The following is a 26,517-nucleotide window of genomic DNA, read 5'->3' on the forward strand; positions in this document are numbered from 1 at the left end:
TTATCTACGCTTATTTTTTGTCGGAAAGCTGCGTGATGCTGTCGATCGGCGCCTTGACTGCTTCCCTTGCACGAACAACAGATTCGTCATCCGGCGCATCATAGAAGCAGAGGCACTTCGTCATGTCTTCACAGACATACGTTCTGGAGAATTCCACTTCCGGAACTTCCGCATAATGAACCGAATTCTTCTTCTTCCGCTCGAGATAAGCATCCATCGTCAGATCTTCCGGAAGATTCCATTCGACGAGGTAGTTGATTTTATCCGTCTGTTTCTTCGCCTCTTCCAGCTCCTGGCCGACGATGCGCACTTCTTTTTTCAAGTCGACCGGCAGGCCTTCTGCCGTCAGGTTCATTTCCAGAATGGTGTCATCCTCTGCTTCAAAAATAAAGAAAGCACGGTTGAAGTCGGCAGCTACCTGCACTTCAATGAGCTCTTCGGATAATTTCCCCTGAATCGTGCTTACTTTCTCTTCGAAAGCTTCCTTCGTCTGGATGCTGTCGTTCAGTGATGATTCCATAAGATATAGTGTCATACGTGAGATCCTCCTCAAAATTATAATTCCTATCTGCTTTATATGGATAATTGTAAACGAGACGGTTAGAAAAAACAACCCATAAGGTCTTTTTTAATTCCGAGTTATTTGATATACTAAATGAACATTAAATTGGAAAGAGAGGGATTCCGCATGCCGAAGCACCGCTATCCGCTTGAATGCAACATCGCCCAGACTTTAAATCTCGTCGGGGACCGCTGGACGATGCTCGTTCTTCACGAAGTATTAGCTGGCCGGCAGACGTTCAATGCCATCAAAAAAGAGCTGACAACCATCTCAGCCAACGTCCTTTCCGACCGGCTGAAACACTTGGAAGAACTATCGCTGATTGAAAGCTCCTTATATTCCGACCACCCCCCTCGGCATTCTTATCAGCCGACCGAAAGCGGACAGGCTTTTTCCGTCGTCTTTGATGCGATGCTCCTCTGGGGACGCGACCATTTAAATGAGTGCTATAAAAAGCTCGTGCACCAGCCTTGCGATGCGGAAGTGGAAATCGGCTACTACTGCCCCTCCTGTGATACGAAAGTTCCTTCCGAGGAAACCAAGCCGGTCTTCCTGGAACCGCAGCACACGTAGGATACGCCGAGCGGTTTTCGCCTGATCAGCCTGTGCGGCAGATTCTTCGTGCTTCACGCTGAGTGGATGATGGCGTCGAATTCATTCATAGAAAGGCTGTTTTCATCCTGCAGGACGAGATGAGGACGAAAAAATGCGGAATACGTAAAAAACGCTTCCAATGATCCTCGCCCGGATCGTCGGAAGCGTTTTGTATGTAACAGAAGGAACGTCATTGGCGCATGACGGTGAACGAGAAGCCATTCCCCGCCATGCTGCGTCACTTGTTCTCCGGTTCTGCTGAGGTCAATGAAGACGGGATTGCTGCCAATCCAAGCACACCTTCGCACCCCAACCACGTTTCACATGTAATGCTTTTCTATCCTGAAAAAAAGACGTCGTTTCCTCTGCTCTTCTGTCTCTTCTCCCTAATCCGGCAGAAAAGCAGCGTGATCGGGTTACGAAGTGCCTGCACCCCACTGACGTCCAATCCATCGTTCAAACAGACCGAGCGATTTATCGAGCAGCAGGCCGAGCACACCGATAAAGAAAATCCCGGAAAGGACGAGGTCGAGATCGAGGGCATTTCGCGAGTCGACAATCAGATAGCCGAGCCCGGACTGCGCCCCGATCATTTCGCCGGCGACTAGGAAAATCCAGGCTGTCCCGACGGCAATGTGAAGCCCGTTGGCAATGTAGGGGAAAGAGGCAGGGAAAATGATTTTCCAGAGCAGCGATCCGCGGCTCAGCTCCATGTTCTCCGCCAGCTTCAAATACGTAGGATCAATTTTCTTCACCGACGAGACGGTCGACAATAGAACAGGGAAGAAGGCAGCGATGAAAATAATGACGATCGCAGGCATGTTCCCGATGCCGAACCAGAGCACGATAAATGGCGACCAGGCCACCGGCGCTACCGGCCGTACGACCTGAATGATCGGATCGACAATTCTCCAGATATGCTTCGACTGCGAAAGGAGCAGCCCCAGGATCACCGCTGCAACCACGGCGCTTATGTAGCCGACAAAAAAGCGGAACAAGCTGATCTGCACATGTTCGGCCAGGGTGCCGTCCTGAATGATCGTTACCGTTCCCAAGAACACAGCCATCGGAGAAGGCAGCAGGGCTTCAGGATAGTCCCCCAGCCAGATGACACTCTGCCACACAGCAAGCACCAGCACGAAAGCTATCGCTGCATAGCCGATCGATTTTAAAAATGACATTATCCATCCCTGCCTTCCAGATACTGACGGTTCACCATCTCTTCATATGGAGGGGGCGCATCGACCAGCTCCATTTCCACCAGTTTTCTTCTTAGATAGTCGAATTCTTCTTCCGCGATGTCCAGATTGCCGTACGAGATCCATTCCAGCGACAGCTCCAGTGCTTCTTCCTCCACCGGAAGATACGAGGCATGAATGCTTCTCGATTCGTCACTGCCGTCGCCTGCTCGTTCACTTGCCTCAAAGTAGCCGGCCATGAATTCATCCGTTTCGTCGGGGAATTCATCCATGAAATCTTCTCTTAAGACCAGTGCACAGCAGAGGCAGTTATCCGGGCAGAATTCATTGGATTGATACATGACTTCGCCGACTTCATTCTGTACACCGAGCGCGCCGAACGGCTCGGCTACGACGTAGCTGGCGACCCGTCCTTCAGAAAGAGCTGCCGGCATTTCCGGCGGCGGCATTTCGACGACATTCACGTCCTCATAGACCATCCCTGCTCCTGCGAGCATTTCGTCCAACAGAAGGTTATGCGCCGACAGCGTATGAGGAATGGCTACCGTCTCTCCCTCAAGATCTCTCGGGCTTTCTACTTCAGGGTCGACGATAATCGGGTTTCCTTCGCGGTGGCCGAGTGCAACGGCTTCCACATCAATACCCAGCTCCCGCGTCTTCATCGCCAGTTCGAAAAGAACCGAAGCACCGTCGATCCGTCCTGTATTCAACGCATCCATCAATTCAATCCAGCTGCTGAAGCGGATCAGCTCCACTTCCACCCCATCCAGTAATTCATCCTGATAGTGATCCAGAAAGTAGGCAGGAGCCGCATGGGTGATCGGCAGATGTCCGATGCGGATTACCTGCTCGCCGTCCTCTGTCTGCCCACCCTCTCCGGGCTGAGCGCAGCCAGCCAGAAAAAGCGAGGAGACGAGGCCGAGGTTGACAGTGAAACGCTTTCTCTTTTGATTCAACAAAAACACCTGCTCTCTATATGTTGTATTCGATGGATTCTTCTTCCCGGCTGAAGTTGAACTCATCCAGGATCAATTTCCTGTAATACTGAAAATCCCGGTGGCTACGATCCCTTGGCTTCGGAAGTTCAATCGGCACCGTGCGTCGGATGCGCCCCGGCGCTGCATCCATGATGAAAACCCGGTCGGCAAGATAGACGGCTTCATCAATATCGTGCGTCACCAGCACGATGTTGGTTGCCTCCCGCTCCTGAATTTTCAATAATTCATCCTGCAGATAATAGCGGGTGAAGGTATCCAAGGCTGCAAACGGCTCATCCATGAGGATCATCTCCGGACGGATGGCCAGCGCGCGGGCGATCGCCACACGCTGCTGCATCCCTCCGGATAATTCGGATGGAAACTGCTGCAGGCTTTTTCCGAGGCCGACCAGATCGAGGTAATATTCCGCACGGGAGCGTCTCTCTGAAGCACTCAATCCTTCCGGCTCCAGTGCCAGTTCCACATTAGCCAGGACCGACTTCCACGGCAGCAGGGCGTAATGCTGAAACAGCATGATCGCCCGGCGGGACGGTCCGCTCACCGCTTCTCCATCAAACAGCACGCGCCCGTTCGTCGGGAAGTGAAAGCCGCCGATCATATTCAGCAGGGTGCTTTTTCCACAGCCGCTTTTACCGAGAACGGCGACTGTTTCTCCCTGGGTGATTTCGAGATTAATATTGCGGAGCACGTTCAGTTCCTCTTTTTTCTTATGAAAGCTCTTATCGACGTTCTCCAGTTGAACGAGCGCTTCAGCCATGAGCATATCCCTCCATTTATATAATACCTACCTGTTTACTTTACTTTAAGTTATCATAATATACTTCCTCCTAAAAAACAACCCTGCCTATCGGAATAAGGAGCAGCAGAAACAAGGCAGGCAGGTTCTCACGACACTGTGCCTGAACACCCTCCAGCCATCCCGCTGCCGCCCTGTTCATCCTGCTCATGTCTTGTGCTGACGATCCGCTTCAGCTGCTGGACGAAGATTCCCCGACCGCATAAACCTGCCGCGAATTTTGCAGAAAAGTCAGATTATTATATAGAAAGGAATCTGTCTATCGGGTACACTAATCATACGAGGAGAAACGAAAGGAGATCCAACCATGAAACGAGCAGTCTGTCTGGCGATGGGGATGCTGCTGACAGCCGGCTGCAGTAACGCTGCAGAAGAAACGGAGGGACAGGAAACGTCGGCATTGGAGGAGCTGGAGGCAGAATTGGATCACATGACCGCAGCAGCTGCCAGTCTGGAGGAGGATTGGGAGCAGTCAGAGGAGCAGCGGCTGCAGCAGGAGGAAGAAATCCAGGAGCTTCAAGAAGCGCTGCGGGAAGCCAGCGCAGATACAAGTGGAGATCTGGAAGAGGAGCTGGAGGAAACACTCGATCAGCTGTCGTCATTGGAAGAAGACTATGAAGAGGCAGAAGAAGCGCTTGCCAGTCGGACGTCCGAATCCGAGAAAGAGCTGGATGAACAAAAGGAAACCATTGCATCACTGGAGGAAGAGATAGAGAGTCTGACATCCGAGAACAGTCGTCTGCAAGAACAACTCGATGCAGCTCCCGTTTCCGCCGAAGGAGAAGCTTCAGACGAGAAGGCCTCTGAAGAACCTGCGGACAGCTCCGACAGCAGCGGTGCAGCCGCTAATATCATCGCCGGGCTGTCTGCTGCTGAAGTAGAAGCGGAGATCCGCAGCAACGCAGAAGCAGATTGGCCGGACGACTACATCATGCAGGAATTTGTCATCGATGAACAGACGGCAGCCTACGAAACGCTGAAAAGCCTCTCCCTGTCGTCGGAAGTGGAAGCGGACCAGCTCGAGCGGGCCTATCGTGACTGGGGTTATGACTTCATCATGGTGGAGTTTGTCTATCAGGAGCAGATGAATTCGCACGGCAATCTGCATTAACCCGTGCTTCCCTCGACCGCCCCCCACCTTCTCACGCCTGCAGTGGAGATGCTCCTGCTTGAGATGGGCTCAGCCGGTACCTATCCGACGTGCGGAAGAGCAGCGGCTCGAAAACGCGCTCAGGATCCGCCGCAGAAGCAGACAGCACCGCTGGCATACCTTCAGAAACAAAAGCGCAAAGCGCCTTTTGGTCGGAACGGCGTGCGGAAGCGCTGCAAGCCTTTTGAGGGAAGAAGACGTTTTTGTTTTTTCCCGCGCAGCGCACGACTCCGCCGTCTCCTTGTATGAGAACTCATACATTCTTATAATTGAACGGAAAACGGCGCCGGAAGCATCCAAGCTTTCGGCGCCGCTGTTTTATTGGAAAGCTGCCTTAAAAATAGAACATAGCAGTCTATTCTCATCTATCATGGTGCAGCTAGGCTGCATGAGTGTCTCTGTTATCGTTTGTTGTAGATAATGACAGAAAACGCCGCTGCAACTCGGCAGGCTTGCCGTAGAGGAAATCTCCAGCTTCCTCGATCTTACGCCCTGCGGGATCTTCCCATCTCCTTCTTCCACAGGCGTCCGCCGGTCTTCGCTGCGTCCTTCTGAAAGAAAAGAAACTTTTATGAAACGGAGCAGGCCCAGGCTCTTTTTCGAGACGCCTGCGGATAAAGAAAGCGTGACGATCCTCCCGGACGTAAGGGAGGGAGAGGGTAAGGATGTCTCCGCGGCAAGCGAAGAAAAAAGAGCCGCAGGCGTACTCTTGTCATAACAACACTAGGCTTCAACAAAGCCTAGTGGAAAGAACCGCTCCCTTACGAGACGGTTACGCCCACCACATGTCGGCCGGCTGTTCCCGGATCAGGACGGCATTGACGTTATCCGCCGCGCGTTGAAAGCCTTCGTCAATCGACATAATCGGGTCCTCATGTTCAATACTGACCACGTAGTCATATCCGTAAGTCCGGAGGGCGCTGATCATGTCTGACCACTCTTGCATGCTGTGGCCGCAGCCGACCGAGCGGAACGACCAGGCACGCGTCTGGACTTCACTGTAGGGCTGCATGTCAAGAAGGCCGTGCATGTTGACGTTATCCTGGTCAATGTACGTATCCTTCGCATGAAAATGGTGCAGTGCCTCTGCTTTACCGAGAATTTTGATGGCTGCTACGGGGTCAATGCCCTGCCACCAGAGATGGCTCGGATCCAGGTTGGCACCAATCGCAGGAGATGTTGCTTCCCGGAGCTTGAGCATCGTATACGGCGAATGGACGAGAAACCCGCCGTGGAGTTCAATGCCGATCTTCACGTCGTGCTTGTCCGCCTCTGCAGCGATCTTTTTCCAGCACGGGATGAGTTTTTCTTCCCACTGCCAGTTCAGAATGTCCGTATATTCAGCAGGCCACGGTGCTGTCGGCCAGTTCGGGTGTACCGCCCCTTCGTGATCCCCGGCTGTTCCGGAAAAGCCGTTGACGACCGGAACATCCATCAGCGCAGCCAGCTGGATCGTCTTGATCATGACGTCGTAAGATTCCTGCGCAAAAGCCTGGTCCGGAGAAATCGGATTTCCGTGGCAGCTGAAGGAGCTGATCTTCAGTCCACGGTCCTCTACTTTCTTCTTATACTCCCTGCGTGCCTCTTCGTCCTGCAGCAGTGTATCGATGTCGCAGTGGGCATTTCCAGGGTATCCGCCGGTCCCGATTTCCACAGCTTCAAGCCCCGCTGCCTTGACGTAGTCCAGCATGTCTTCAAATGATTTATCCTGCAGCAGAACGGTAAATACTCCCGATATCATATGGATTCCTCCTTCGTTGATTACAAGCGAACAGCCTCACCTGTGACGCTGCTTTCATAAATGGCATCAATGAGCTGCTGTGTCTTTAATGAATCGATCGGCGGTACGTACACCGGTGCTTCTCCACGGACAGCGGCAAAAAAGCGCTGCATCTGGAAGAGGCCCGGATCATCGCTTCCGGGTACCCAGTTGGCCGTACTGTCCAGAAGCATCCCGTGTTTCGCCTGATTGACTTCCAGCGGAAAGAGATCGACGCCTCCTGTACTGCCGGAAATACTGCAGTATTCCTTGTCTTCTTTCACGTTGGCCGCCCAGGAAGTTTCAAACAGCAGCGTCGCCCCGTTGTCAAAGCGGACGTAGGCAGTAACGTGATCATCCACTTCGAATGATTCCTGATCCACGTCTCCCCATTGGTTAATCTGACCGGGCATACGACTCAATCGATCGTACGTCTGCCCAACGACCTCGACCGGCTCCGGACTTCCGAGCAGCCAGAGCGCCAGGTCCAGAAAGTGACAGCCGAAATCAATCAGGCTCCCGCCGCCCTGAAGTTCCTTGTTCGTAAAAACACCCCAGCCGGGAACTTTCCTGCGGCGCAGTGCCTGGACACGAGCAACCATTGGTGTTCCGATTTCCCCGGCATCAATCAAGGTTTTGGCTGCCTGTGCTTCCCGCATCGAGCGGTAATGGTAGCCGATCATGAGCGTTTTTCCTGTTTTGTCGGCGGCCGCTGTCATTGCCTGGGCTTCTCCTGCCGACATCGCCATCGGCTTTTCGCAAAGGACGTGCACGCCGGCCTCCAGTGCGGCAATCGTAATTTGGGAGTGGAATTTATTCGGAGTGGAGATAATCACCGCATCCACCCGGGAGAAAACTTCATGTACATGAGTCGTGACGTACGGACGGGAAAAGGACACCCCGGCCTGACGCGCGGTTTCTTCATTTACGTCGCATACCGCCGTGACTTCTGCTTCCTGCTGCAGCTGCAGCAGGACAGGGATATGCCTCCCCTGAGCAATGCCGCCGGCGCCGATGATCCCGATGCGCAGCTTTTCCATATCAACAGCCTCCTACGTGAGTTCCACCATCGTTTTCTCTTCATCTGCCTGCAGCGCTGCGAGAATCACTTCCAGCGACCGCTTTCCTTCTTCTCCTGATACAGGCGGTTCCTCGTCGTCGATCAATGCCTTTACAAACGCATCGATCACACCCGTGCTCGTCTGTCCATTCCCCTCATTCGTCTGAATCCCGCCCAGCTCATACTTGACGACCGAGCCGTCTTTGTACTGGACCACGAGGTTGTTTACCGGATCGTCTTCGAGGTGCATAATCGCATGTTCCGCATAAATGACCGTCGCATTATCTTCACCGGATACATAGGACCAGCTCGCTGCGAGCGTCCCGATGATTCCGCTGGCACTTTTCAGAATACAGACAGCTGTATCGTCGACGGTACTGTGGTCTTTGGCACTTGTTTCAATAAACGCGCCGACATGGGTGAACTCCTCTCCAAGCAGGTAGCGGAGGAGATCCGTTTTGTGAACACCGAGGTCCCCCATTGCTCCAATAAATGCTTCATCTTTCTTGAAAAACCAGCTGTCCTCTCCATCTGCGCTCCAGCCTTCCGGTCCCCCGTGGCCGAACGCGGTACGAAAGCTGTAAATCTTTCCGACGCTGCCGCTGTCAATCAGCTCACGCGCCTTCACGTGCGAAGGAACAAAGCGCTGATTGTGTGCAATCATCAGCCAGCGGCGGTTGTTTTTTGCTGCCTCGATCATCGCTTCTGCTTCTTCCGAGGACGTGGCCATCGGCTTTTCGCAGAGAACGTGCAGTCCTGCTTCGAGCGCTGCAATAGAAATCGGCGCGTGCAGATAGTTCGGCGTACAGACGCTGACTGCATCGAGTTCTTCTTTCTCAAACATCTCCCGGAAATCCGTATACGTCATCGCCTGATAGACGCTTCCAAGATCTTCTGCACGTTCCTGGACGATGTCGCAGACGGCTGTGATTGTCACTTCTGGATGCGCTGCGTATTCCTGAAGATGACGGTGCCTCGCAATACTTCCGCAACCTACTACCCCAATATTCATCATCAATATAAGCCTCCTAGCATATAGTGGTATCTCCTGCTGCGCAGTACGTTCAGCTGTTGCGTGGTGCGATCTTTTCAATCGGATCCGGATGATGCCCGTAAACGGGACGCTTACGTCCACCGTCTGCCGCCCATGCTGCGGCATTTTTCAACACCTGCTGGATTTCGTTGTTGTGATACGTCGCGTAGGTTTCATGCCCCGGACGGAAGTAGACGATTTTTCCGTTTCCGCGGTGGTACGTGTTCAGACTGCGGAAGACTTCGCCCCCTTCGAACCAGCTGAGCATAACGACTTCGTCCGGTGCAGGGACATCAAAGTGCTCACCGTACATCTCTTCCCGCTCCAGTTCGATGTATTCTCCAATACCGTGTACGAGAGGGTGAGAAGGATCGATGACCCAGAGGCGCTCCGTTTCATCGGCCTCCCGCCATTTCAAATCACATGAGGTTCCCATCAGCTTTTTGAAAATCTTGGAGAAGTGGCCGGAATGCAGAACGACGAGCCCCATCCCCTCGAGAACGCGTTCATGCACGCGGTCGACGATGTGCTCTTCTACTTCCTCATGGGCAATGTGGCCCCACCAGAAAAGAACATCCGTCTGGTCGAGTACTTCTTCGGACAGACCATGCTCTGGTTCATCCAGCGTCGCCGTCCGGACTTCGGTTCCTTCCTGCTGAAGCACTTCTTGCAATGCACCATGGATTCCTTCCGGATACACTTTTGTCACTTCGGGATTTTTCTTCTCATGACGGTTCTCATTCCAGATCGTTATTTTCATTATACGTGCCTCCTCTTATTGTTCAACCGGGATGCCGGTTGTTGATTCCCTTGTCACCAGATGGACCGGCATGACTTCAGATGCTGAAGGTTCTCCACGGATCCGCTGCAGCAGCATCGTGCAGGCCCGCCTGCCTTTATCAGCAATGTTCTGGCGGACCGTCGTCAGCGACGGATACATATAGCGGGATACGGCCAGATCATCAAATCCGGTGACCGCGATATCATCCGGTATACGGATCCGCCGGTCATGCAGGGCGCGGATCAGCCCAAAAGCCATAATATCGGACGTACACACGACGGCTGTGCAGCCGGACTGCAGCAGCGGATCTGCCAGCCGGTAGCCGCCCTCCAGCGTATGCGTGCTCCCTGCATGCATTGGCGAGGGAAGCACTGTCCCTTGCTCCTGAAGCACCTCGGAAAACCCATGCCACCGCTCTGCCTCAACGGGGTTGCTGCCCCCGGCGGCAGCAAAAGCCAGCCATTCGTGCCCGAGTTCAAGCAGATGGGCCGCCGCCAGGGCTCCTCCACGCCGGTCGTCCATGTTGATAGACGGGTAGTCGCGTGTGTGGGATTCGTACGTATCAATCAACACCGCAGGCACGTCCATATCTTCCATTGCCTTATAAATCGGCTCCGGGAACAAACCTAGAAAAAGAAGCCCGTCCAGCCTGCGTTTCTGAACCCAGGCTTTATAAGCGGAAGGTTCCGATAACCCTGCCAGGACAATATCAAACCCGTTGTCCCTCGCTTCCTTTTCGACGGCGCTGATCATCTCGCTGTAGTACGAATTTTCCTGCATGACAGCGGATATGGATTCATCAATAAGCGGCATGATGATACCGATCAGCTGCGACCGCCGTTTTGTCAGGCTGATTGCCGTAAAGTCGGGTTCATAGGACAGCTCTTCCATCGCTTCCAGCACACGCCGGCGCGTTTCCTCCGATACTTTTTTTACATCATTGAGCACATAGGAAACAGCAGCCTTGGATACGCCTGCTTTTTCAGCTACATCTCGAATCGTCGGGCGCTTCATGTCAAGGACTCCTTTGCCGGTTTCAAGAAACTGCATGTTTCCCGTTCCAGCTATTAGTGAACCGGTTCACCTTTAATACATGTAGATCGTACGATAATTTGAAAGCGTTGTCAACCCAGCTGAAGACCAAAAGCGCAAAGCGCTTTATGGCCGGCACGGCGTGTACGGCAGGTTCTTTGAGGGAAGCATGAGTTCTTCCTGCTTCCCGAGCAGCCGGCTGCGCCGTCACCTTGTATGAACACTTATCCATTCTTATACTTTGAAAAAAACCGAACGATCTTTTGAAGCTCTCGTGAGAGCTTCATGATCGTTCGGTTTATTTGTTTGCGTCGTGTTTGCAGCCATTTTCTTCTTCAGCTTTGGACGACGAAATGATCGTTCTCTCCCATCCCCCCAAGGCTGCAGAAGAAGTCCTAACCGTCAATCGATCCGGCGGAATCCGGGACTGCGCCAGATGAGCAGCAGCCCGAGCAGCAGCCCTGCCGCAGCAGTCCCGGTTAAGATCGTTTGAATCGGCAGAGCAAACGCGACGAGAAAAGAAATCAGTCCGAAGGCAATCGGTTCAAATCCACTCGCCGCAAGCGTAATAATACTCATCACCCGGCCGAGCTTATCTTTGTCTGTCTTCTCCTGCACCATCGTCACCGTCGGCAGGTATACGAACATAGCCATGAAGCCGGTAAGAGCAGTAAGCACCACAAGCAGCGGCAGTACTTCTGCAAAGCTGAACAGCAGAAACAGCACGAAACTTGTAATCAGCGAGAAGAACACCATGCGACCGCGGCGTAGTTTGATGTTCCAGATGATCAGCACAATACTAGCCAGAAACGTTCCAGCTGCAAGACCTCCTTCAAACAAACTCAACTCGAAAGGCGTTCCTCCGAGTGTCTGCACGAGAATGGGAAAGCTGATGATCAGCGGTCCGATCATGAACAGGTTGATAATGACAATCGTCAAAGTGCCTGTCCGGTGCAGGTCGGAATCACGCACGTACTTCAACCCTTCTTTCAGATCTGCCAATGCCGTTCCCGGGGCTTTCCGGTCCGGCTTCGGATCTTGAATAAACGGCGGGAAAACCAGAATGGTGGATAGGGCAATCAAGGCTGCAGAAGCAGAGAACGTCAAGGTGAAATCGCCGATCGTGAGCAGCACACCCGCCACCAGCGGTCCGATAATGAACATCATTTCCGTCGATCCCTGGAACAGCGAATTCGCCCGCTGCAGTTCAGCATCGCGCACGACAATCGGGATCATCGAGGACACTGCAGGAAAAAAGAAGGCGTCCAGAAAACCGAAAACAAAAGCAATCAGTATCAATGTCACGGCCGTCAGCTGATCCGTCGTGAACAGGACGATCATCGCCACCATGACGAGCACCTGACCGAAGTTTGTCACAAACATAATCAGGGATTTTCGTATTTTATCAGCAAGGACCCCGCCATAAATCATCATCGCTACCCGTGGAATCGACACAGCCATCATGACGATACCCAGGAGGGCTTCCTGCTCCAGTTCATCGACGACAAACCAGGAGACAGAAAGAAAAAACATGGCAAAACCGAGCATGATGGCCAGTCCGGAGAACCAGACGAGCAGGAAAGGACGATTCTTCATCAGCGTCGGGGGCATCTCTCTATCGTTATTCATCACGGCTCCTCCTTCTTCACGAGCCAAATCATAGCATATGTGACGGCGGAAGGCACGTTGTTCCGGCAAAGTGGGAACCCAGGAGCTGCTGTCAAGATTTTCTTCTTGACTAATTCCTTGTTTAAAGCTGGCTGAGAAGGGAATGGGAAGAGGGAGGCCATAGATTTCTGCTGTAAGCATTTTAACGTAGTGAGGATAATCTCCATGTTCACTATGTACCTGCACCTGAAGAGGATCCGGCATTTTCATTATCTCTACTGGAGATATGGCTTACGGAAAGGAGTCCTGCTCCATGGACATCACCTGTCAAACACCACGACTCGAGCTTCACGCATTGACAGATAAGATTTACACGCAGCTGCAGCAGTCCGGATATTTTCCTCCTCATATAGAAACACACCTCCATTACCTTCATCTCGATGATTCCCTGAAAGGCTGGGGACCCTGGATTATTTTCCTCCGGGAGACCGGCAGCATTATCGGAGACATCGGATTCAAAGGATCCCCTGATTCCTGGAATACAGTGGAGATCGGCTATGGAATCCGTCCAGAATATCAAAATACAGGGTATGCGACAGAAGCGCTTCAGGAAATGATCCGCTACTGTTTTGAAGATCAGCATATTTCCAGAATTACGGCGGAATGCCGCCACGACAATAAAGAGTCTCTTCGTGTCCTGGAGAAAGTACAGATGTTCCGGGAAATGGAACACCTGCAGATGGTGCACTGGCACCTTTCCCGGGAACAATACCAGTACCGGAAAACGCACACGAAAAAACGTCAGCCGCGCTTAATATTAGAAGACTGACGACTGACACCGTCGTTTCTACAAGACTCCCATGTATCCATCGCTGCGCTCATGCCGCTTCCGGATGGAGAAGAGCCTCGGGCAAAAGCCGACGAAAGCAAAAGCGCGAAGCGCCTTTTGGTCGGAATGGCGTGCAGAAGCGCTGCAAGCTTTTTGAGGGAAGAAAACGTGTTGTTTCTTCCCGTGCAGCGCAGGAAGCCGCCGTCACCCTGTACTAGAAACTTATGCAATCTTATACTTTGATAAAAAAACGCTTCCGATGATCCAAAATGGATCGTCGGAAGCGTTTCGTTTCCATCGTTTTACTCCGGTCTTGCAACCATCACTTGAGGTGTTGGTCCTCTATGTGGAAAGCGAGCGCCAACGAATCCGCACCTTTTGACCGAGGTGCCTTTTTCAATAAAGGATAGGCTTCGAGACAGGAAGCCCGGCCGACGAGCACCTGTTCTTTCGGTCCACAAGACCGGGCTGAGGGACGGCGGCCACGCGGTCTCCTTTGTTAGAGGCCCGCACCTGATCCGGCTTGAGACAACGTTCTCCTGTCCGCTGTTTTCCACGGTTCGACTACCACGTTCGCCGCCAGAGCTGTCACCCGCTCGATCCACGGCTGTTCGGCGGCCGCACGGAGGACGAGCATCGGATCTGTCACTGCTGCCTTCGAAAAACTCTGGTTCACCACCCACCATGCTGGATACATGCCGGCGCGGTGCAGGTCCTGCTGCAGCCTTGCCGCCTCTTCGACCGGTGTTGCTTCCGGCAGCGTAACGACTGCGGTCATCGTATACGCTGGATCCCGAAGTCTCGGAAGCAGCTTTTCCACTGCATCCGCCTGAGGACTGTGCCGGCGGAGTAGTTCTCTATGGTAGGAATCCGCCGCATCAAGCAGGAGAAGCGTATGGCCTGTCGGTGCCGTATCGAGTATCGTCAGCTCGTCTTCTGCTTCTTCCGCAAGTGCTGCGAACGCCTGAAAAACGGCAATCTCTTCCGTGCACGGGGAATCAAGTTCCTCCCGCATAAATGCCAGCTCGCTCTCTTCGAGGGAGCCCTCCGCTTCCCGCAGCACTTTTTCTTTATACGTTTCAAAGGCTTCCTGCGGATCGACCACACTGATACGGAGATTCTCGGACTGGAGCGCTTCAAACTGGGAAAGATCGGCAGCGGGATCCGTTGTCGTCAGATGCACCTGCTTGCCGGATGCTGCCAGCGCAGCGGCCGTTTCTGCTGCGACCGCCGTCTTGCCGACGCCGCCTTTGCCCATCGTCATGAACAATCCTCTCTCCCTTGTCTGCAGCACATCCACCATGTCCTGCAATCCGCCTGCCGCCGTACTTTTTTCTATTTCCGGCGCCGGCGGCTGCTCCTGATCCTGAAAGAACGCCCGCAGCGCTTCCAGACCAGTCACATTCCATGGAGCCAGCTTGATATAGCTGAATGCGGTGTCCGCAAGCAGTTCAAGCGCTTCTTCCTGCTCCTTCTGCCAGGCCTGGGCCAGCGGGTCTTCTGAGGATGCCTGAAACAGGCCGTTCACGATCACCTGCTGGTTTCTGATTCCAAGCGTGTCGAGCTCCCTCCCTGCGCGGAACGCTTCTCTGGCAGCTGCCTGTTCCGGGCGGGTGACAAGAAAGAGCATGGTTTTCGCTCCATCCTGCAGAGCTCCGAGCGCATGATCATACTGCTCCTTTTTGGAAGCCAGGCCGGATACCGGACCCAGGCAGGACGCTCCATGCTCATTTTCCTCGAGGAACGTACTCCATGCCTGCGGCAGCTGCAGGAGGCGCAGCGTATGTCCTGTCGGAGCCGTATCAAATAGAATATGGTCGTACTGGGACGTGAGTGAGTCATCTGTCAGCAGTTGAGTGAATTCATCAAATGCCGCTACTTCGACAGTGCATGCGCCGGCCATCTGTTCTTCCATAGAAGCAACGGCCGATGCAGGCAGCAGCTGCCGATATGGGCCGACCACCCGCTCCCGGTAACGTCCGGCAGCCTCTTCTGGATCTAGATTTACAGTGAAGAGTCCCGGTACATCAGGAACTTCCGCAGGGTCGCTGCCGACCTCCAAACCGAACACATCCTGGAGGTTGGATGCGGGATCGGTACTGACAAGCAGCACCTGCTTTCCCTCATCTGCCAGCGCCACGGCGGCGGCCGATGCCGTGGACGTTTTACCGACACCGCCTTTGCCGGTAAAGAACATATACGTATGGTGAAAATCCGATGGTTCCAGCTGTCTGTGATTCATGTATGCACCCTCCCGATTCTAGTTGAGTGAAATTTGATTTTTCGGTTCTTTCGGTGTGAGGTCTTCCTCGCTTCTGCCAGTCCATGCTGCAGCATCCTGCTTCGTCGGATACCTTCCTTCCAGGCGCTGTTCACCATCTACGAGGACCACGGGCAGAGCGTCAGCTCCTTTTTCCTCCAGAAACTGCTGGACGGTTTTGTTTTCGACAAAGGCACCTGGTTCCTGGGCCAGGTTATACCTGTTGACATCGACACCTGACTTCTGCAGGTCTGTATGCAGTTTCGCCATTTTCGTCAGTGCCGGATCCACATCGGTTCCGCAAACACCTGTCGAACAGCAGAGCGCAGGGTCAAAAATTTCAATTTTCATATCTGTTGCCTCCTACATAATAAAGTGATTATATACTCATCATACATAATAAAGTGATTATATGCAAACACAGCCTGATTTATAGATTTTTTTACACGCTCGGCTGTGTTTCGAGTTCACCGGCTGTGTTACGCTCGCTGTACATTTATGTGAATTTCGACTCACAGGAGAGGTTGATGCAGATGAAGCGCGCAGTACTGGCAGCAGGCGCAGGAGCAGCCGTTCTATTCGGCAGCACAGCAGAGACACATGCCATGTTCACGGATACCGGGGAAGAAGAAGTGGAAGTACTCGCAGAAAGAGACATCGTTTCTGGGTACGAGGATGGCTCTTTCCTTCCTGATCATGATGTGACGAGAGCAGAAGCTGCCACGATGATTGGACGTTCGTTAGGCATGGATGAATCAGCTGGAGACGCCCCGTTTACCGACGTGCCGGAGGATCATTTCGCTGAAGGGTACATAGCCGCAGCAGCGGCAGCAGACATTATTAATGGATACGATGATGGTACTTTTCAGCCCGATGAAACGTTGAGCCGGGGGGAAATGGCGGCCATCCTTCATCGAAGTTATCAGCTGGACGACTGGGATGATTTATCCTTTTCCGATGTACCGGCGGACCATCCTTTTTATGAAGACATCACCAGCCTGGCAGACTCTGGCATTACCGATGGCTACACGGACGGAACCTTTCGTCCGGACAACGATATTACCCGCCTTGAATTTTCTCTCATGGTTACGAGAGCCATGTTTCCTTTTTACCGGCCGGTAGAGGAGCCTACAGATGATATCGAGGAGCCTGACTTGGAGGATCCGGACTATGATCCTGATACTGGCAGTGTGGACACCGAAGAGGCTATTGGGGCCGGCGAAGTTGTGAATAACAGCACGCTCAACGTCCGGGCGGAAGACTCTGCTGATGGAGAACAGGTCGGTCAGCTGACAGAAGGCGAAGAAGTAGCGGTACATGAACGCATAGGCAACTGGGCCCGTGTCTCTACCGAAGATGTAGAGGGATATGTCTCCCATGCTTACCTGATGGTCGACTACCATGACCATGACAGTCCACTACTGGGTGAGACGATTGTCGTAGATCCGGGCCACGGAGGTGAAGACGGGGGCGCCGAGGCCAATGGACTGGTTGAAAAAGATCTCGTCCTCGATGTGAGTTTGCTGCTCGAGTTGAATCTCCAGGAAGCAGGCGCCAACGTCATCATGACCCGCCGTTCCGACTGGTACCCTTCTCTGAGCGAAAGGGTGAACCAGGCGAATAATGCGGATGCAGATGCCTTCATCAGCGTTCACTCCAACGCAGCAGAAGCAGAGACGGCGAGAGGAACCGAAACGTTCTATGATTCCACGTATTGGGCTGGAGACAGCGAAGCCTTTGCCGATACCCTTCAGGAGGAAATGCTTGAGGAGTTCGGTACGGTGGACCGCGGCGTACAGGAACGAGCTTTTCAAGTCATCCGTGACACGGAAATGCCCGGTACTCTCGTGGAATTTGGCTTCAAAACGAACAGCGAGGATGCGGAAATGATGCGGGATGAAGCATTCCCATCTGATGCAGCAGAGGCGCTTTATCGCGGCACAGTCGACTTTATGGAGAGCAGATAGAAGCCGCAAAACGGAATGAACTTTTTACACAGTACCTATCAAGAAAAGCCGGCGATTGTCCAATGGACCGCCGGCTCTTTTTTATAGGTTAAGAAAATTCGAATGGGATTCCGTGCAGGTGCATCAGGCGTTATCGCATGTCCGTCGTCGTTCACCTGAGCCGTCATCTCTCAAGAGCGAGACCGGCGAACCGGCAGCCCAGCAGTGGAAGGACATGGAACATGCTATCGATGGTGCTTCCAGGCTGTTCAGAGAAGCATTTATTACTGGAATTAATGCTCCTGAACCTGTATCATGCTAGATACTCCACGATGATCGGCACGCATGGAACTCTCATCGATACCAAGGAACAAAAGCGCCTTTTGGTCGGAACGGCGTGCGGCGGCGATCTCTCCCTCGATGATCACGTGTACCACCTCAATCACCCGACGAAAAGGTGTTCACTTTCGAACCAGTTTCTTTTTTTATTTAACAGGGTAAAGTAATAGGAATACCAGCATGAATGGAGTTGCATCATGAACCCATATTTAATTCTCAAAGAACAAACAATCGCATTCACCGGCTCAATCCCCGAAAGGGTCACCCATGTCCACTACGACTCGCGTCACATCGGACAAGACGGCTGTTTTGTCTGCATCAAAGGGGTACAGACAGACGGACACTTATTTATCGATGCAGCCGCTTCGCAGGGGGCTGTTCAGATCATCGGTGATAACAAAGAGCTCCTGGACAGCTATGCGACCCGCTATCCCTACATACAATTCATCCTGGTCTACAACGCGAAACAGGCATTGGCGCACTATGCAGCAGTGCTCGAAGACAATCCGCATCATTCTCTGTCCCTTGTCGGTGTTACCGGCACGCAGGGAAAGACAACCATCACAGCCTACACGCGCTTTCTACTAAACGCAGCCGGCATCAGGACCGGTTCGATCGGCACGGCCGGCGTATGGGATGACAGCAGTATGCTGCCTCTCCCGAAAAGCACCCCGACGACACCGGAGTCTTCCGACTTATATGCCTACCTGCGCCGCATGAAAGACACTGGCCTGAGTACAGTCGTGATGGAGGCTACCTCTATTGGACTGGATCAGGAGAGATTGTACGGCCTGCACTTCGATACAGCGGTGCATTCCAATTTTTCACCGGAGCACCTGGACTACCATAAGACGATGGAGCATTACCGTCAGTCCAAGCTCCGCTTGTTTGACCATGCCGAGAAAGCCGTCGTCAACCGGGACGATGACGGTATGGCAGAAGAGATCCTCTCCTCTTTTGAAGGAGAGCTCTGGACATACGGCCTCCACGCGGACGTGGACATTTCCGCACACCATATCCAAGTCGACGAGCGGGGCAGCCGACTGAATCTGAAAGTGAAAGACAGAACGTTTGCCGTAGCGCTTCCGATCTTCGGAATGCACAATATTTACAATTTTCTTGCTGCCGTCGGTGTCTGCATGACGAAAGGATTAGCGGTCGAAGATATACTCTCTTCCTTCTCCGACCTCGAAGGGCCTCCAGGCAGGCTGCAGCTGATTCCCGAGCTCGAGGACCGAATTGTGCTGTTTGATTTCGCACACACGCCAAAAACATTAGAGAACTTGATCGAGACCGTGAGCCCGCTACCTTCCCGCCGCATTATCATGATGGTAAGCGGCATTGGTATCCGCGAAAAAATCCTCCGTGCACCCATTGCCACATCGGTCGAGGGCCGGGCGGATGAGATTGTCGTCACCGCGGACCACCCGGGGGAGGAAGAACCTGAGGATGTGGTCGCCGATGTACTGGAAGGATTCCACTCGACAGAGTCTGTGCACGCCGTCCCGGACCGGGGCCTCGCGGTCAAAAAGGCCCTGTCCCTCTCCCAGCCAGGGGATCTTGTGCTCTTAACCGGTATATGCATGGAAGATTTTCGTATCGTAAAAGGCAGAAAAGAACCTTATTATGACTACGACCACGTGATGGAATATGTAAACAGTTCGGCCTGTTGTGACGATGCTCTCTCCGGCCGTCAGAAATAGAACGGTCTCCAGAACAGACAAGGCGTATGGAAGCTGCACACTCAACAACAAGGAGTCGGCCGACACGTTACGCGGCAAGGTCGCTCTTCTGCTTTTCCAGGAGAATTCCGCTGACCGCCCCGCGGCGGTCAAGACAAAGTAAAAAACGCTTCCGATGATCCAGAATGGACCATCGGAAGCGTTTTTTCGTTGATAAAAATATAGAAGTCTTCCTCCCGGCCTGTTCAGCCTCCCTTTCCACGCGGAAAGAGATGGCTGCGGCACGTCCCTGCATGTCTTACTGTGTCGGCAGATAAGCCAGCATCGAGGTCGCAATCGTAAAGTAGATCATGAGACCAATGACATCATTCAACGTCGTAATAAACGGACCGGATGCTACGGCCGGGTCAATTTTCAGCTTGTTGATGATCAGCGGGATGACCGCGCCGACAATCGTCGCCACACTCAGCGTGAAGAAGAGCGACGCACCGACTACTGCTGCAAGAACCCAGCTCCCGTACAGGAGCGGAATCAGGATCATGATCGTCACGGCACAAAAGAAACCTAGAAAGATCCCCGTTCCGAATTCCCGCCTGATCATGCCGCCGAGCTGTCCTTTTTCCACATCTCCAGTTGCAAGGCGGCGGACGACAACCGCCAGCGCCTGTGTCCCCGTGTTACCAGCGGAGTCCATGATGAGCGGAATGAATGCGGCCAGTACGACCACGGCTTCCAGCGTCTCTTCAAATTGATCGATGACGTTCGCGGTAATCAATCCTAGAAACATCAGCAGCACAATCCACGGCGCCCGCTTCTTTGCTGCGCCGAACGAAGAAATTTTGGCATCCAGTGACCCTCGGACAGCCGAAATTTCACCGAAGTCTTCTTCCGCCTCTTCTTCGACAACGTCTAGAATATCATCGACCGTAATAATCCCGACGAGCGTATTCTGCTTTGTTACGACAGGCACTGCCAGAAAGTCATATTTCTTGATCAGACGGGCAACGTCTTCCTGGTCTTCTTCGGCATCGACGGAAACAACCCGGGTGCTCATCGCTTCGGCCACCATGTTAGCCGGATCGGTTGTAATCAGATCACGCAGCGAGACAACGCCGGCCAGTTTATCTTTGTTATCAACAACATACAGGTAATAAATCGTTTCCGCATCTGGACCTTCCTCACGCAGACGCTCCATGACACTGCTGATCGTATCATCCGCCCGCAGTGCGATAAATTCCTTCGTCATGATCGCACCGGCGGTTTCTTCTTCGTACTGCATCAGTTCCCGGACTTCTTCCGCTTCTTCCTGCTGCATGATACTTAAGATTTCTGTCGCCTTGTCATCATCCATTTCGGCGAGGAAATCCGCGGCGTCATCGGCATTAAGGTCATCGAACATGTTCGCTGCGTACAATTCATCTACGGCATTGATAAATGCTTCCTGCTCTTCTGTATCCAGCTGCTCAAAAATCTCCGCCATTTCTTTCGGGCTGAGTACTTTATGCAGAAAGGCCTGCTGTGCCTCTGACAGCTCCCGATAAATCTCCGCCTGGTCGGTCGGATGCAGATCGATGACCGTCTCATGCACTTTCAATGTATTTTCTTTATCGATTTCCTGAATAATATATTTTTTATACTCTTCTCTCGTGTATTCATTTAGTTTTACCACGGCGCAGCCTCCTTTATTCAGGAGGAGGTTCCAGGAATGGGAACGCTCCCCCTGTGCCTTACATGACTAGTACCCTTCGTGCTTATCTGTGAATCGGGATCCATGCGCCCCACCACCTTTCCTGCTTTCTCCATAGTAAAAAACACCCTCCACAAATAGAGGGTGCTGGAATGCACGCACATTCATGACGCACACCTGCGTCCTGCCTCCATTCGTAGAGCTTTAGCACTGTGCGGCATAGGGTACGACCCAGCTGCGTTAAGAACCACCTTATGTCGATAGTTCCTGTTGACCCATTGGCGTCTTTGGACGTTTTTGGGCAGCAGCATATCTCCTGCACAGGAGCCTCACCTAACGAGGATACGGTTATATTGCTCGTTTAAGGTAACACTAACGTGCCGCAGCCGTCAATGTCTTACCCGAAAATAAAAAGGAAAATAGAGACACTGAAACAGTACATGGCAAAATACCCCATGTTCCCGCTTGCCGCGAGGTTGATGAACAATTTGATCGCGAAAATGGAAACGACGACCGACACGAAAAAGGAAACAATGTACGGGATCGTCAGTCCTGGCGTCGTCAGCGCCTGCGTTACTTCCGGGATCATAAATACGAGGCTTCCGATACTGACGGGAATCGAGAGGAAAAACGAGAATTTCAACGCTGTTTCCGGCTCGACTTTCCGGGCGAGCGCTGCGACGACCGTGGCACCAGAACGACTGATACCCGGGGCGAGCGCCAGCGTCTGGGCGAAACCGACAACGAGGGAATCTGCTACCGTGATCTCTCCATCTGTTTTGGAACCACGCAGGTTACGGATCAGCCAGAGGGCCAGACCGGTGATCAACAAGGCACCTGCCACAAAGTGAATCGCCGTCAGCTCTCCACCGATTACATCAGCAAACAAGCCCCCGATAATCACGGCCGGAATCGTACCGATAATCACCAGCCAGGCAAAGCGGTACTGGGTGTAGTAATTTTTATCTTTCTTCATGACATACTGCAGCGTCCCATGCATCATGTCCGTCAAGTCCTTCCGATAAACGAGAAAAACCGCCACGAGGGAAGCTGCGTTTAAAAACACTTCCAAGTGAAGGTCTGGTGCGGTGATGCCGAAAAAATGTGAGAAGATGCGCAGGTGGCCGCTCGACGATACCGGAAGCGGCTCCGTCAGCCCCTGGATCAATCCTAAAAAGATATACTGCAGTAGTGAAACGACTTCTTCCATCAATATGGCTCCTTCCCATGGTACCAGTGTCCTGTGTTAAACTTGAACACGATATTCGCTTATGTCAGGTTGTTGAAAGGAGATGTCTGCCCCTTATGTATGTGAAACAATGCCTTGCTGTTGCTGCAGGCGGCGCCCTCGGCACTCTACTGCGCTATGGGATTAATCTCCTGCTGCTCCCTACCGGGATGCCTGTCGGCACGGTGATGGAGAATACAGCCGGAAGTTTTCTCCTTGGTTTATTAACGGGATGGCTCCTGACCAGATCCGTCCCTTCCTGGGTGAAAGCAGGCGCCGGTGCCGGCTTCTGCGGCGGCTTTACGACGATGTCTACACTGGCGTCTGACACCATTCTTCTCTCCGCAGAAAGTGCCGCAGCACCGCTCCTGTATGTAACGGTTTCGTTGTTCGGCGGACTTTGTGCCGCAGCTGCCGGTATGCTCACCGGATGGAAACTCAGCTCCCGGGAGGTGACGTCATGATCGTACTTTTGACCGCACTCGCAGGTGCCGCTGGGGCCTCTCTGCGCTGGGGGCTCGGATTGTTCTTCAGCAGATGGTGGCAGCAGTCCTCAATCCCGCTCCCGATGCTGATCGTTAATCTGCTCGGCTCTTTTGGCCTCGGTCTCTTTTTGAGCAGCTGGGCCGGCACTATTCCCTTTGATGCTTATGACGATCCTGTTTTCAGTGCAGTAGGAGTCGGCTTTTTTGGTGCCTTCACCACCTTCTCCACGTTTTCTGTAGAAGCAGTAACGCTGCTGCAGGAAAAGAAGGTCATGCCGTTCCTCTGGTACACCGCGTTGAGCCTGATCGGTTCCCTCGGCGCTTTCATTCTCGGCTATTTGATGTAGCCGGCACCGAGCGCCTCCTATCACATGAAGAAAAGCAACGCACTCCTCAGAGCCGGCCACAGCGGGTACGCCATGGCCGGCTCTTCAACGTGCAAGGAGGATTATCTGGCTTCTTCTCCTACAATTTTCGCTTCAAGCTCCAGCTCTACCCCGAATTCTTTTTTTACCTCAGCACGGACCATTTCAATCGTGCGAAGGTAATCTGTCGCTGTTGCACTGCCTTTGTTGACGATAAAACCTGCGTGCTTCGTGGAGACCTCTGCATCACCGAAGCCTTTTCCCTGCAGGCCGGAATCCTGAATCAGCTTCCCTGCAAAATAGCCGGGCGGGCGTTTGAATACACTGCCGACAGAAGGGTATTCCAGCGGCTGCCGCGACTCCCGTTGATACGTCAGGTCATCCATTTTTTCTTTAATCGCTTCCGGATCACCCGGGGCGAGTTCAAACACGGCTTCGAGGACAATGTAACCTTTGCGTCCGATGATGCTCTTTCGATAATCAAGCTCCAGCTCCCCGCTGTGGAGAGTAATGATGTCTGCTTCCGGGGTAACGACGGTTACGTAGTCGATGACGTCTTTGACTTCTCCACCGTAAGCACCTGCATTCATCACCATGGCGCCGCCGATCGTACCGGGAATGCCACAGGCGAATTCAAGTCCGGTCAATGAGTAGGCGAGTGCTTCCCGGGAGGCTTCTTTAATATCTGCGCCGCCCTGCGCATGCAGCCGGGTTCCGTCGACCTTGACCGAGCGGAGCCGGTCGAAGTGCAGAACCAGTCCCCGCACCCCGCCGTCCCGGACAATCAGGTTGGATCCGTTGCCTAGCAGCATAAAGGGTAGTTCGTATTCCTGCTGGATCCGGATAATTTCTGCGGTCTGCTCGAATGTTTCCGGAGTGACGAAAATGTCAGCGGTCCCGCCCATTTTCGTTAATGTATGTCTGCTCATCGGCTCGTCTCGTTTGACAAGCCCGGCTCCACAGACGGCTTGTAGCCGTTCATATGCTGCTTCTATATTCATCTTTGATCCCTCAACTTTTTGATTCTATCTGTTCTATTCTAAACCTTTCTTGCACAATTGGAAACAGGAGAGGCGAAAGATTTGCGGATACTTTGTGACGAATGCCCATCCTGTCGCTGTTTCTTCCTGATTATAATGTGATATGCTCTAGAAAAGATAGTGAAGAAAGGACTGAAACGATGAGCACCATTCGAGCCTATTCCATTGAAGCGATCACGGCCAAGCTGTTCACCCACGTGGAGCACGAAGTACTGCAGGCCTTCCCTGCTGATGGAGGCAGACTCCTCCAGGAAGGGGTTTCCCGCTTTGGGACACCGGTGATGAAAGCCATCGCAGCAAAGGCGGACGCAGAAGGCGAACCTCATACGATGCACGCCTATATTCCATCCAGGACGACAGCAGAGCCCGATCCGGAAAAAGATGTGACGATGTACGCGCAGATGGCCCGCCTCTTTGCAGCTGCCGCCAAAGCTGTCGTCGATGTCCACGGAGATGCCGGCCGCGATGCAGTCCGGGAAGGTGTCCGGACCTTCGGTGAATCGAGAGGCGCCGGTATTGCAGCCCGGGCAGCGGAAAAAGGCCTTCCGAATACGATGGAACATTATCTTGATAACTACGACATGGAGCGCAGCGCGTTATTCGAGGTGGAAACGACGTACCATCAGCAGGACAGGGAAATCGAGCAGCTTTTCACGGTCTGTCCTTTTGGTCAGCAGTGGGCCGATGATGAAACAGGCGAATAAGGCATTCTTTACTGCCAGATGATTGACCCTGCTATTGCGAGAGGATACAACGAAGATACGGAAGTCGAACATGATCAGTATGTGCTTAACGAAGGCGTCTGCCACTTTCGTTTTCAATTTGAACCGAAGGAGTCGTGATGTATGTATACCGTTTTTTCCGCGTTCAATGTTCCTCCGGCGAAATCGGAGGAAGTCATCGGGATTTACGAGGACGACCCTTCCCTTATGTAGCGTTATGGACAACGCGGCGTCGACGCTCAAGGGATAAGCGTCCGCCGAAAGCGGAGGAAATCAACAACGAACGATAACATAGCCAAATAGAAAGAAGCCCTTACCAATTTCGTTGGTGAGGGCTTTCTGCATGAAGAGGTTGATCCTTCCAATGACAATCGCCTGCCGCGGGCAAGGCTTCAGCTAACCGTTGCAAAAACAGCGACGGGGCATCTTCAGCTCTTGCTTTTCAGGATAATAAAAACATGTTGGTCTATTTGCGGTGAATAACCTCATTGAATCGATACTGGAAGAAATTTTTGATGCTTTTTATCACGTCTGTTAATCACCCATTTATTAGGAAAATATGTATTGGGTGCAGCGGCTGCGGTTTTTCTATCTTCGCCTGACGTGAAGAAAGCTTTCAGCTTCCCCCGAAGAACGCCGGGGAGATCTTCCATCTTTCTTTTTCCACAGGCGTCTCGAAAGAACACCTTGCCACTGCGACATGTTTCGATGACAAGGAAGAAAGGATGCAGGATTCTCCTTTCTTACAACGAAAGCCCGTTTTTCCTAAGTAAAAAAGACTTTTAGAGGAGATAATGGATAATAATAGATATGTTTAAGCCGAAAGAAACTACACACTAAAAAGACGCTCTAGAAGGTTGTTTTCAGCTGAACTCCCTCCCTGTGCACGGGGTTCGCATGGAAGAGGTGGCCTCCGGCCGAAACGACATGCGCAGACTTGCAATAGAAGCCTGCGCTTCTTGTCGTAAGAGCAGGGAACGAAGCCGCCGTCTTCCTCGCTGCGATGAAGTGGGACAAAAGGTTATCTGTTTTCTATGCGTAAGCGTCAAAGAATACGTACCTGTCGAGACACGTGCGCTTTATCTATACTGAAAGCAAGCCAGTAGATAAGGAGGCACAAAGTATGAGTAACGTTACTTATGGGCAGGAGGACCGCGCTTCCTGGTGGAGAGCCGAAGGCGCTGCTTACCAGGAAAGCGGGATGAGTCTGGCAGATTGGGTAGAAACGAAAGATTACAGCCAGCGGACGTTTCATCGAAACGTCAGCACCTTCTGCCCGGAAGTCCTGGATGCGTTCAACGGATCGGATGTTACCGGATGGTCTGCGGTCCATCTGGACCTGAACACGCCCTCGTTGACCCT

25 protein-coding genes and 1 riboswitch are annotated in these 26,517 nt (G+C 52.7%); of the genes, 9 read left to right on the top strand and 16 right to left on the bottom strand.

The features are described from left to right. Positions 1 to 10: 10 nt before the first annotated feature. Positions 11 to 535 carry a DUF4242 domain-containing protein gene (locus tag G477_RS0110645; protein WP_026697938.1) on the bottom strand — a complete coding sequence of 175 codons (525 nt, stop codon included), beginning with the start codon at positions 533 to 535 and terminating at the stop codon, positions 11 to 13. Positions 536 to 688: 153 nt separating this feature from the next. On the opposite strand from G477_RS0110645, the gene G477_RS0110650 reads away from it, so the two are divergent. Continuing rightward, positions 689 to 1,135, top strand: a complete 447-nt coding sequence (locus G477_RS0110650; protein ID WP_026697939.1) for a winged helix-turn-helix transcriptional regulator — start codon at positions 689 to 691, stop codon at positions 1,133 to 1,135. Positions 1,136 to 1,572: 437 nt separating this feature from the next. Here G477_RS0110650 and G477_RS0110660 read toward each other — a convergent pair whose 3' ends face one another. From G477_RS0110660 to G477_RS0110670, 3 genes are read right to left on the bottom strand one after another with little or no spacing between them, the layout of a single operon-like run. Next, positions 1,573 to 2,337 carry an ABC transporter permease gene (locus G477_RS0110660; RefSeq protein ID WP_026697941.1) on the bottom strand — a complete coding sequence of 255 codons (765 nt, stop codon included), beginning with the start codon at positions 2,335 to 2,337 and terminating at the stop codon, positions 1,573 to 1,575. Next, a complete protein-coding gene (locus G477_RS0110665; protein WP_026697942.1) occupies positions 2,337 to 3,311 on the bottom strand; it encodes an ABC transporter substrate-binding protein in 975 nt (324 codons plus the stop codon). The genes G477_RS0110660 and G477_RS0110665 overlap by 1 nt, the downstream gene beginning before the upstream one ends. Before the next feature lie 16 nt (positions 3,312 to 3,327). Then, positions 3,328 to 4,110: an ABC transporter ATP-binding protein gene (locus tag G477_RS0110670; protein ID WP_026697943.1), complete on the bottom strand. Its 783-nt coding sequence runs from the start codon at positions 4,108 to 4,110 to the stop codon at positions 3,328 to 3,330. Between the two features lie 346 nt (positions 4,111 to 4,456). Here G477_RS0110670 and G477_RS20560 point away from each other — a divergent pair, with 346 nt between their 5' ends. Then, complete coding sequence (locus tag G477_RS20560; RefSeq protein ID WP_051287926.1) at positions 4,457 to 5,260, top strand: coiled-coil domain-containing protein; 804 nt, start codon at positions 4,457 to 4,459, stop codon at positions 5,258 to 5,260. Between the two features lie 811 nt (positions 5,261 to 6,071). Here the strand turns inward: G477_RS20560 and G477_RS0110685 are convergent. The 6 genes from G477_RS0110685 to G477_RS0110710 form a co-directional block, all read right to left on the bottom strand. Then, complete coding sequence (locus G477_RS0110685) at positions 6,072 to 7,040, bottom strand: sugar phosphate isomerase/epimerase family protein (protein ID WP_026697944.1); 969 nt, start codon at positions 7,038 to 7,040, stop codon at positions 6,072 to 6,074. A 20-nt stretch (positions 7,041 to 7,060) separates the two neighbouring features. Continuing rightward, positions 7,061 to 8,098 carry a Gfo/Idh/MocA family protein gene (locus G477_RS0110690; protein WP_026697945.1) on the bottom strand — a complete coding sequence of 346 codons (1,038 nt, stop codon included), beginning with the start codon at positions 8,096 to 8,098 and terminating at the stop codon, positions 7,061 to 7,063. A gap of 12 nt (positions 8,099 to 8,110) precedes the next feature. Further along, positions 8,111 to 9,139 carry a Gfo/Idh/MocA family protein gene (locus tag G477_RS0110695; protein ID WP_026697946.1) on the bottom strand — a complete coding sequence of 343 codons (1,029 nt, stop codon included), beginning with the start codon at positions 9,137 to 9,139 and terminating at the stop codon, positions 8,111 to 8,113. 43 nt (positions 9,140 to 9,182) lie between these two features. Then, positions 9,183 to 9,911: a ThuA domain-containing protein gene (locus tag G477_RS0110700; protein WP_205622338.1), complete on the bottom strand. Its 729-nt coding sequence runs from the start codon at positions 9,909 to 9,911 to the stop codon at positions 9,183 to 9,185. Between the two features lie 15 nt (positions 9,912 to 9,926). Then, positions 9,927 to 10,946: a LacI family DNA-binding transcriptional regulator gene (locus tag G477_RS0110705; RefSeq protein WP_026697948.1), complete on the bottom strand. Its 1,020-nt coding sequence runs from the start codon at positions 10,944 to 10,946 to the stop codon at positions 9,927 to 9,929. A 420-nt stretch (positions 10,947 to 11,366) separates the two neighbouring features. Next, positions 11,367 to 12,593, bottom strand: a complete 1,227-nt coding sequence (locus G477_RS0110710; RefSeq protein ID WP_245575479.1) for an MFS transporter — start codon at positions 12,591 to 12,593, stop codon at positions 11,367 to 11,369. A gap of 292 nt (positions 12,594 to 12,885) precedes the next feature. Between G477_RS0110710 and G477_RS19375 the strand changes: the two genes are divergently transcribed. Further along, the gene (locus G477_RS19375) at positions 12,886 to 13,401 is read left to right on the top strand and encodes a GNAT family N-acetyltransferase (protein ID WP_051287930.1); all 516 of its coding nucleotides are present in this window, start codon (positions 12,886 to 12,888) and stop codon (positions 13,399 to 13,401) included. A gap of 499 nt (positions 13,402 to 13,900) precedes the next feature. Here G477_RS19375 and arsA read toward each other — a convergent pair whose 3' ends face one another. Together arsA and arsD are read right to left on the bottom strand one after the other, a co-directional pair. Further along, positions 13,901 to 15,643, bottom strand: a complete 1,743-nt coding sequence (gene arsA, locus G477_RS0110725; RefSeq protein WP_051287932.1) for an arsenical pump-driving ATPase — start codon at positions 15,641 to 15,643, stop codon at positions 13,901 to 13,903. 18 nt (positions 15,644 to 15,661) lie between these two features. Next, positions 15,662 to 16,012, bottom strand: coding sequence for an arsenite efflux transporter metallochaperone ArsD (gene arsD, locus G477_RS0110730; protein ID WP_026697952.1), 351 nt, complete (start codon positions 16,010 to 16,012; stop codon positions 15,662 to 15,664). A 176-nt stretch (positions 16,013 to 16,188) separates the two neighbouring features. Between arsD and G477_RS0110735 the strand changes: the two genes are divergently transcribed. Continuing rightward, entirely contained in the window at positions 16,189 to 17,628 is a 1,440-nt protein-coding gene (locus G477_RS0110735; RefSeq protein ID WP_026697953.1) for an N-acetylmuramoyl-L-alanine amidase, read from the top strand. A gap of 272 nt (positions 17,629 to 17,900) precedes the next feature. Here the strand turns inward: G477_RS0110735 and G477_RS21610 are convergent, their stop codons facing one another. Then, positions 17,901 to 18,035, bottom strand: a complete 135-nt coding sequence (locus G477_RS21610) for a hypothetical protein (RefSeq protein WP_281171132.1) — start codon at positions 18,033 to 18,035, stop codon at positions 17,901 to 17,903. Between the two features lie 108 nt (positions 18,036 to 18,143). Here G477_RS21610 and G477_RS19380 point away from each other — a divergent pair, with 108 nt between their 5' ends. Continuing rightward, complete coding sequence (locus tag G477_RS19380; RefSeq protein WP_051287934.1) at positions 18,144 to 19,649, top strand: UDP-N-acetylmuramoyl-L-alanyl-D-glutamate--2,6-diaminopimelate ligase; 1,506 nt, start codon at positions 18,144 to 18,146, stop codon at positions 19,647 to 19,649. A gap of 277 nt (positions 19,650 to 19,926) precedes the next feature. Here the strand turns inward: G477_RS19380 and mgtE are convergent, their stop codons facing one another. Together mgtE and G477_RS0110755 are read right to left on the bottom strand one after the other, a co-directional pair. After that, positions 19,927 to 21,297, bottom strand: a complete 1,371-nt coding sequence (gene mgtE / locus G477_RS0110750) for a magnesium transporter (protein ID WP_026697955.1) — start codon at positions 21,295 to 21,297, stop codon at positions 19,927 to 19,929. Between the two features lie 200 nt (positions 21,298 to 21,497). Continuing rightward, a riboswitch (M-box (ykoK) riboswitch) is annotated at positions 21,498 to 21,663 on the bottom strand. Positions 21,664 to 21,712: 49 nt separating this feature from the next. Further along, a complete protein-coding gene (locus tag G477_RS0110755; RefSeq protein ID WP_026697956.1) occupies positions 21,713 to 22,525 on the bottom strand; it encodes an undecaprenyl-diphosphate phosphatase in 813 nt (270 codons plus the stop codon). 95 nt (positions 22,526 to 22,620) lie between these two features. Between G477_RS0110755 and G477_RS0110760 the strand changes: the two genes are divergently transcribed. Both G477_RS0110760 and crcB read left to right on the top strand, forming a co-directional pair. Then, positions 22,621 to 23,007 (top strand): fluoride efflux transporter FluC, encoded by a 387-nt coding sequence (locus G477_RS0110760; protein ID WP_035211830.1) that lies wholly within the window; start codon positions 22,621 to 22,623, stop codon positions 23,005 to 23,007. After that, a complete protein-coding gene (gene crcB, locus G477_RS0110765; protein WP_026697958.1) occupies positions 23,004 to 23,375 on the top strand; it encodes a fluoride efflux transporter CrcB in 372 nt (123 codons plus the stop codon). Before G477_RS0110760 ends, crcB begins: the two co-directional genes overlap by 4 nt. Before the next feature lie 101 nt (positions 23,376 to 23,476). Here crcB and murB read toward each other — a convergent pair whose 3' ends face one another. Continuing rightward, positions 23,477 to 24,394, bottom strand: a complete 918-nt coding sequence (gene murB, locus G477_RS0110770) for a UDP-N-acetylmuramate dehydrogenase (RefSeq protein WP_026697959.1) — start codon at positions 24,392 to 24,394, stop codon at positions 23,477 to 23,479. Between the two features lie 179 nt (positions 24,395 to 24,573). On the opposite strand from murB, the gene G477_RS19385 reads away from it, so the two are divergent. Both G477_RS19385 and G477_RS0110785 read left to right on the top strand, forming a co-directional pair. Then, a complete protein-coding gene (locus tag G477_RS19385) occupies positions 24,574 to 25,137 on the top strand; it encodes an L-2-amino-thiazoline-4-carboxylic acid hydrolase (protein ID WP_245575483.1) in 564 nt (187 codons plus the stop codon). 1,141 nt (positions 25,138 to 26,278) lie between these two features. After that, a partial coding sequence (locus tag G477_RS0110785; protein WP_026697744.1) for a hypothetical protein occupies positions 26,279 to 26,517 on the top strand: 239 nt, incomplete at its 3' end.

The sequence above is a fragment of the Alkalicoccus chagannorensis DSM 18086 genome (genome assembly GCF_000429725.1).
Taxonomy (GTDB): domain Bacteria; phylum Bacillota; class Bacilli; order Bacillales; family Salisediminibacteriaceae; genus Alkalicoccus; species Alkalicoccus chagannorensis.

Coding starts and splice junctions, on each gene's coding strand:
- G477_RS19375 (WP_051287930.1), top strand. CDS start 12,886: ATGGACATCACCTGTCAAACACCACGACTCGAGCTTCACGCATTGACA.
- arsD (WP_026697952.1), bottom strand. CDS start 16,012: ATGAAAATTGAAATTTTTGACCCTGCGCTCTGCTGTTCGACAGGTGTT.
- G477_RS0110755 (WP_026697956.1), bottom strand. CDS start 22,525: ATGGAAGAAGTCGTTTCACTACTGCAGTATATCTTTTTAGGATTGATC.
- G477_RS20560 (WP_051287926.1), top strand. CDS start 4,457: ATGAAACGAGCAGTCTGTCTGGCGATGGGGATGCTGCTGACAGCCGGC.
- G477_RS0110690 (WP_026697945.1), bottom strand. CDS start 8,098: ATGGAAAAGCTGCGCATCGGGATCATCGGCGCCGGCGGCATTGCTCAG.
- G477_RS0110710 (WP_245575479.1), bottom strand. CDS start 12,593: ATGAATAACGATAGAGAGATGCCCCCGACGCTGATGAAGAATCGTCCT.
- G477_RS19385 (WP_245575483.1), top strand. CDS start 24,574: ATGAGCACCATTCGAGCCTATTCCATTGAAGCGATCACGGCCAAGCTG.
- crcB (WP_026697958.1), top strand. CDS start 23,004: ATGATCGTACTTTTGACCGCACTCGCAGGTGCCGCTGGGGCCTCTCTG.
- G477_RS0110645 (WP_026697938.1), bottom strand. CDS start 535: ATGACACTATATCTTATGGAATCATCACTGAACGACAGCATCCAGACG.
- arsA (WP_051287932.1), bottom strand. CDS start 15,643: ATGAATCACAGACAGCTGGAACCATCGGATTTTCACCATACGTATATG.
- murB (WP_026697959.1), bottom strand. CDS start 24,394: ATGAATATAGAAGCAGCATATGAACGGCTACAAGCCGTCTGTGGAGCC.
- G477_RS19380 (WP_051287934.1), top strand. CDS start 18,144: ATGAACCCATATTTAATTCTCAAAGAACAAACAATCGCATTCACCGGC.
- G477_RS0110760 (WP_035211830.1), top strand. CDS start 22,621: ATGTATGTGAAACAATGCCTTGCTGTTGCTGCAGGCGGCGCCCTCGGC.
- G477_RS0110705 (WP_026697948.1), bottom strand. CDS start 10,946: ATGAAGCGCCCGACGATTCGAGATGTAGCTGAAAAAGCAGGCGTATCC.
- G477_RS0110735 (WP_026697953.1), top strand. CDS start 16,189: ATGCAGATGAAGCGCGCAGTACTGGCAGCAGGCGCAGGAGCAGCCGTT.
- G477_RS0110660 (WP_026697941.1), bottom strand. CDS start 2,337: ATGTCATTTTTAAAATCGATCGGCTATGCAGCGATAGCTTTCGTGCTG.
- G477_RS0110700 (WP_205622338.1), bottom strand. CDS start 9,911: ATGAAAATAACGATCTGGAATGAGAACCGTCATGAGAAGAAAAATCCC.
- G477_RS0110685 (WP_026697944.1), bottom strand. CDS start 7,040: ATGATATCGGGAGTATTTACCGTTCTGCTGCAGGATAAATCATTTGAA.
- G477_RS0110670 (WP_026697943.1), bottom strand. CDS start 4,110: ATGGCTGAAGCGCTCGTTCAACTGGAGAACGTCGATAAGAGCTTTCAT.
- G477_RS0110650 (WP_026697939.1), top strand. CDS start 689: ATGCCGAAGCACCGCTATCCGCTTGAATGCAACATCGCCCAGACTTTA.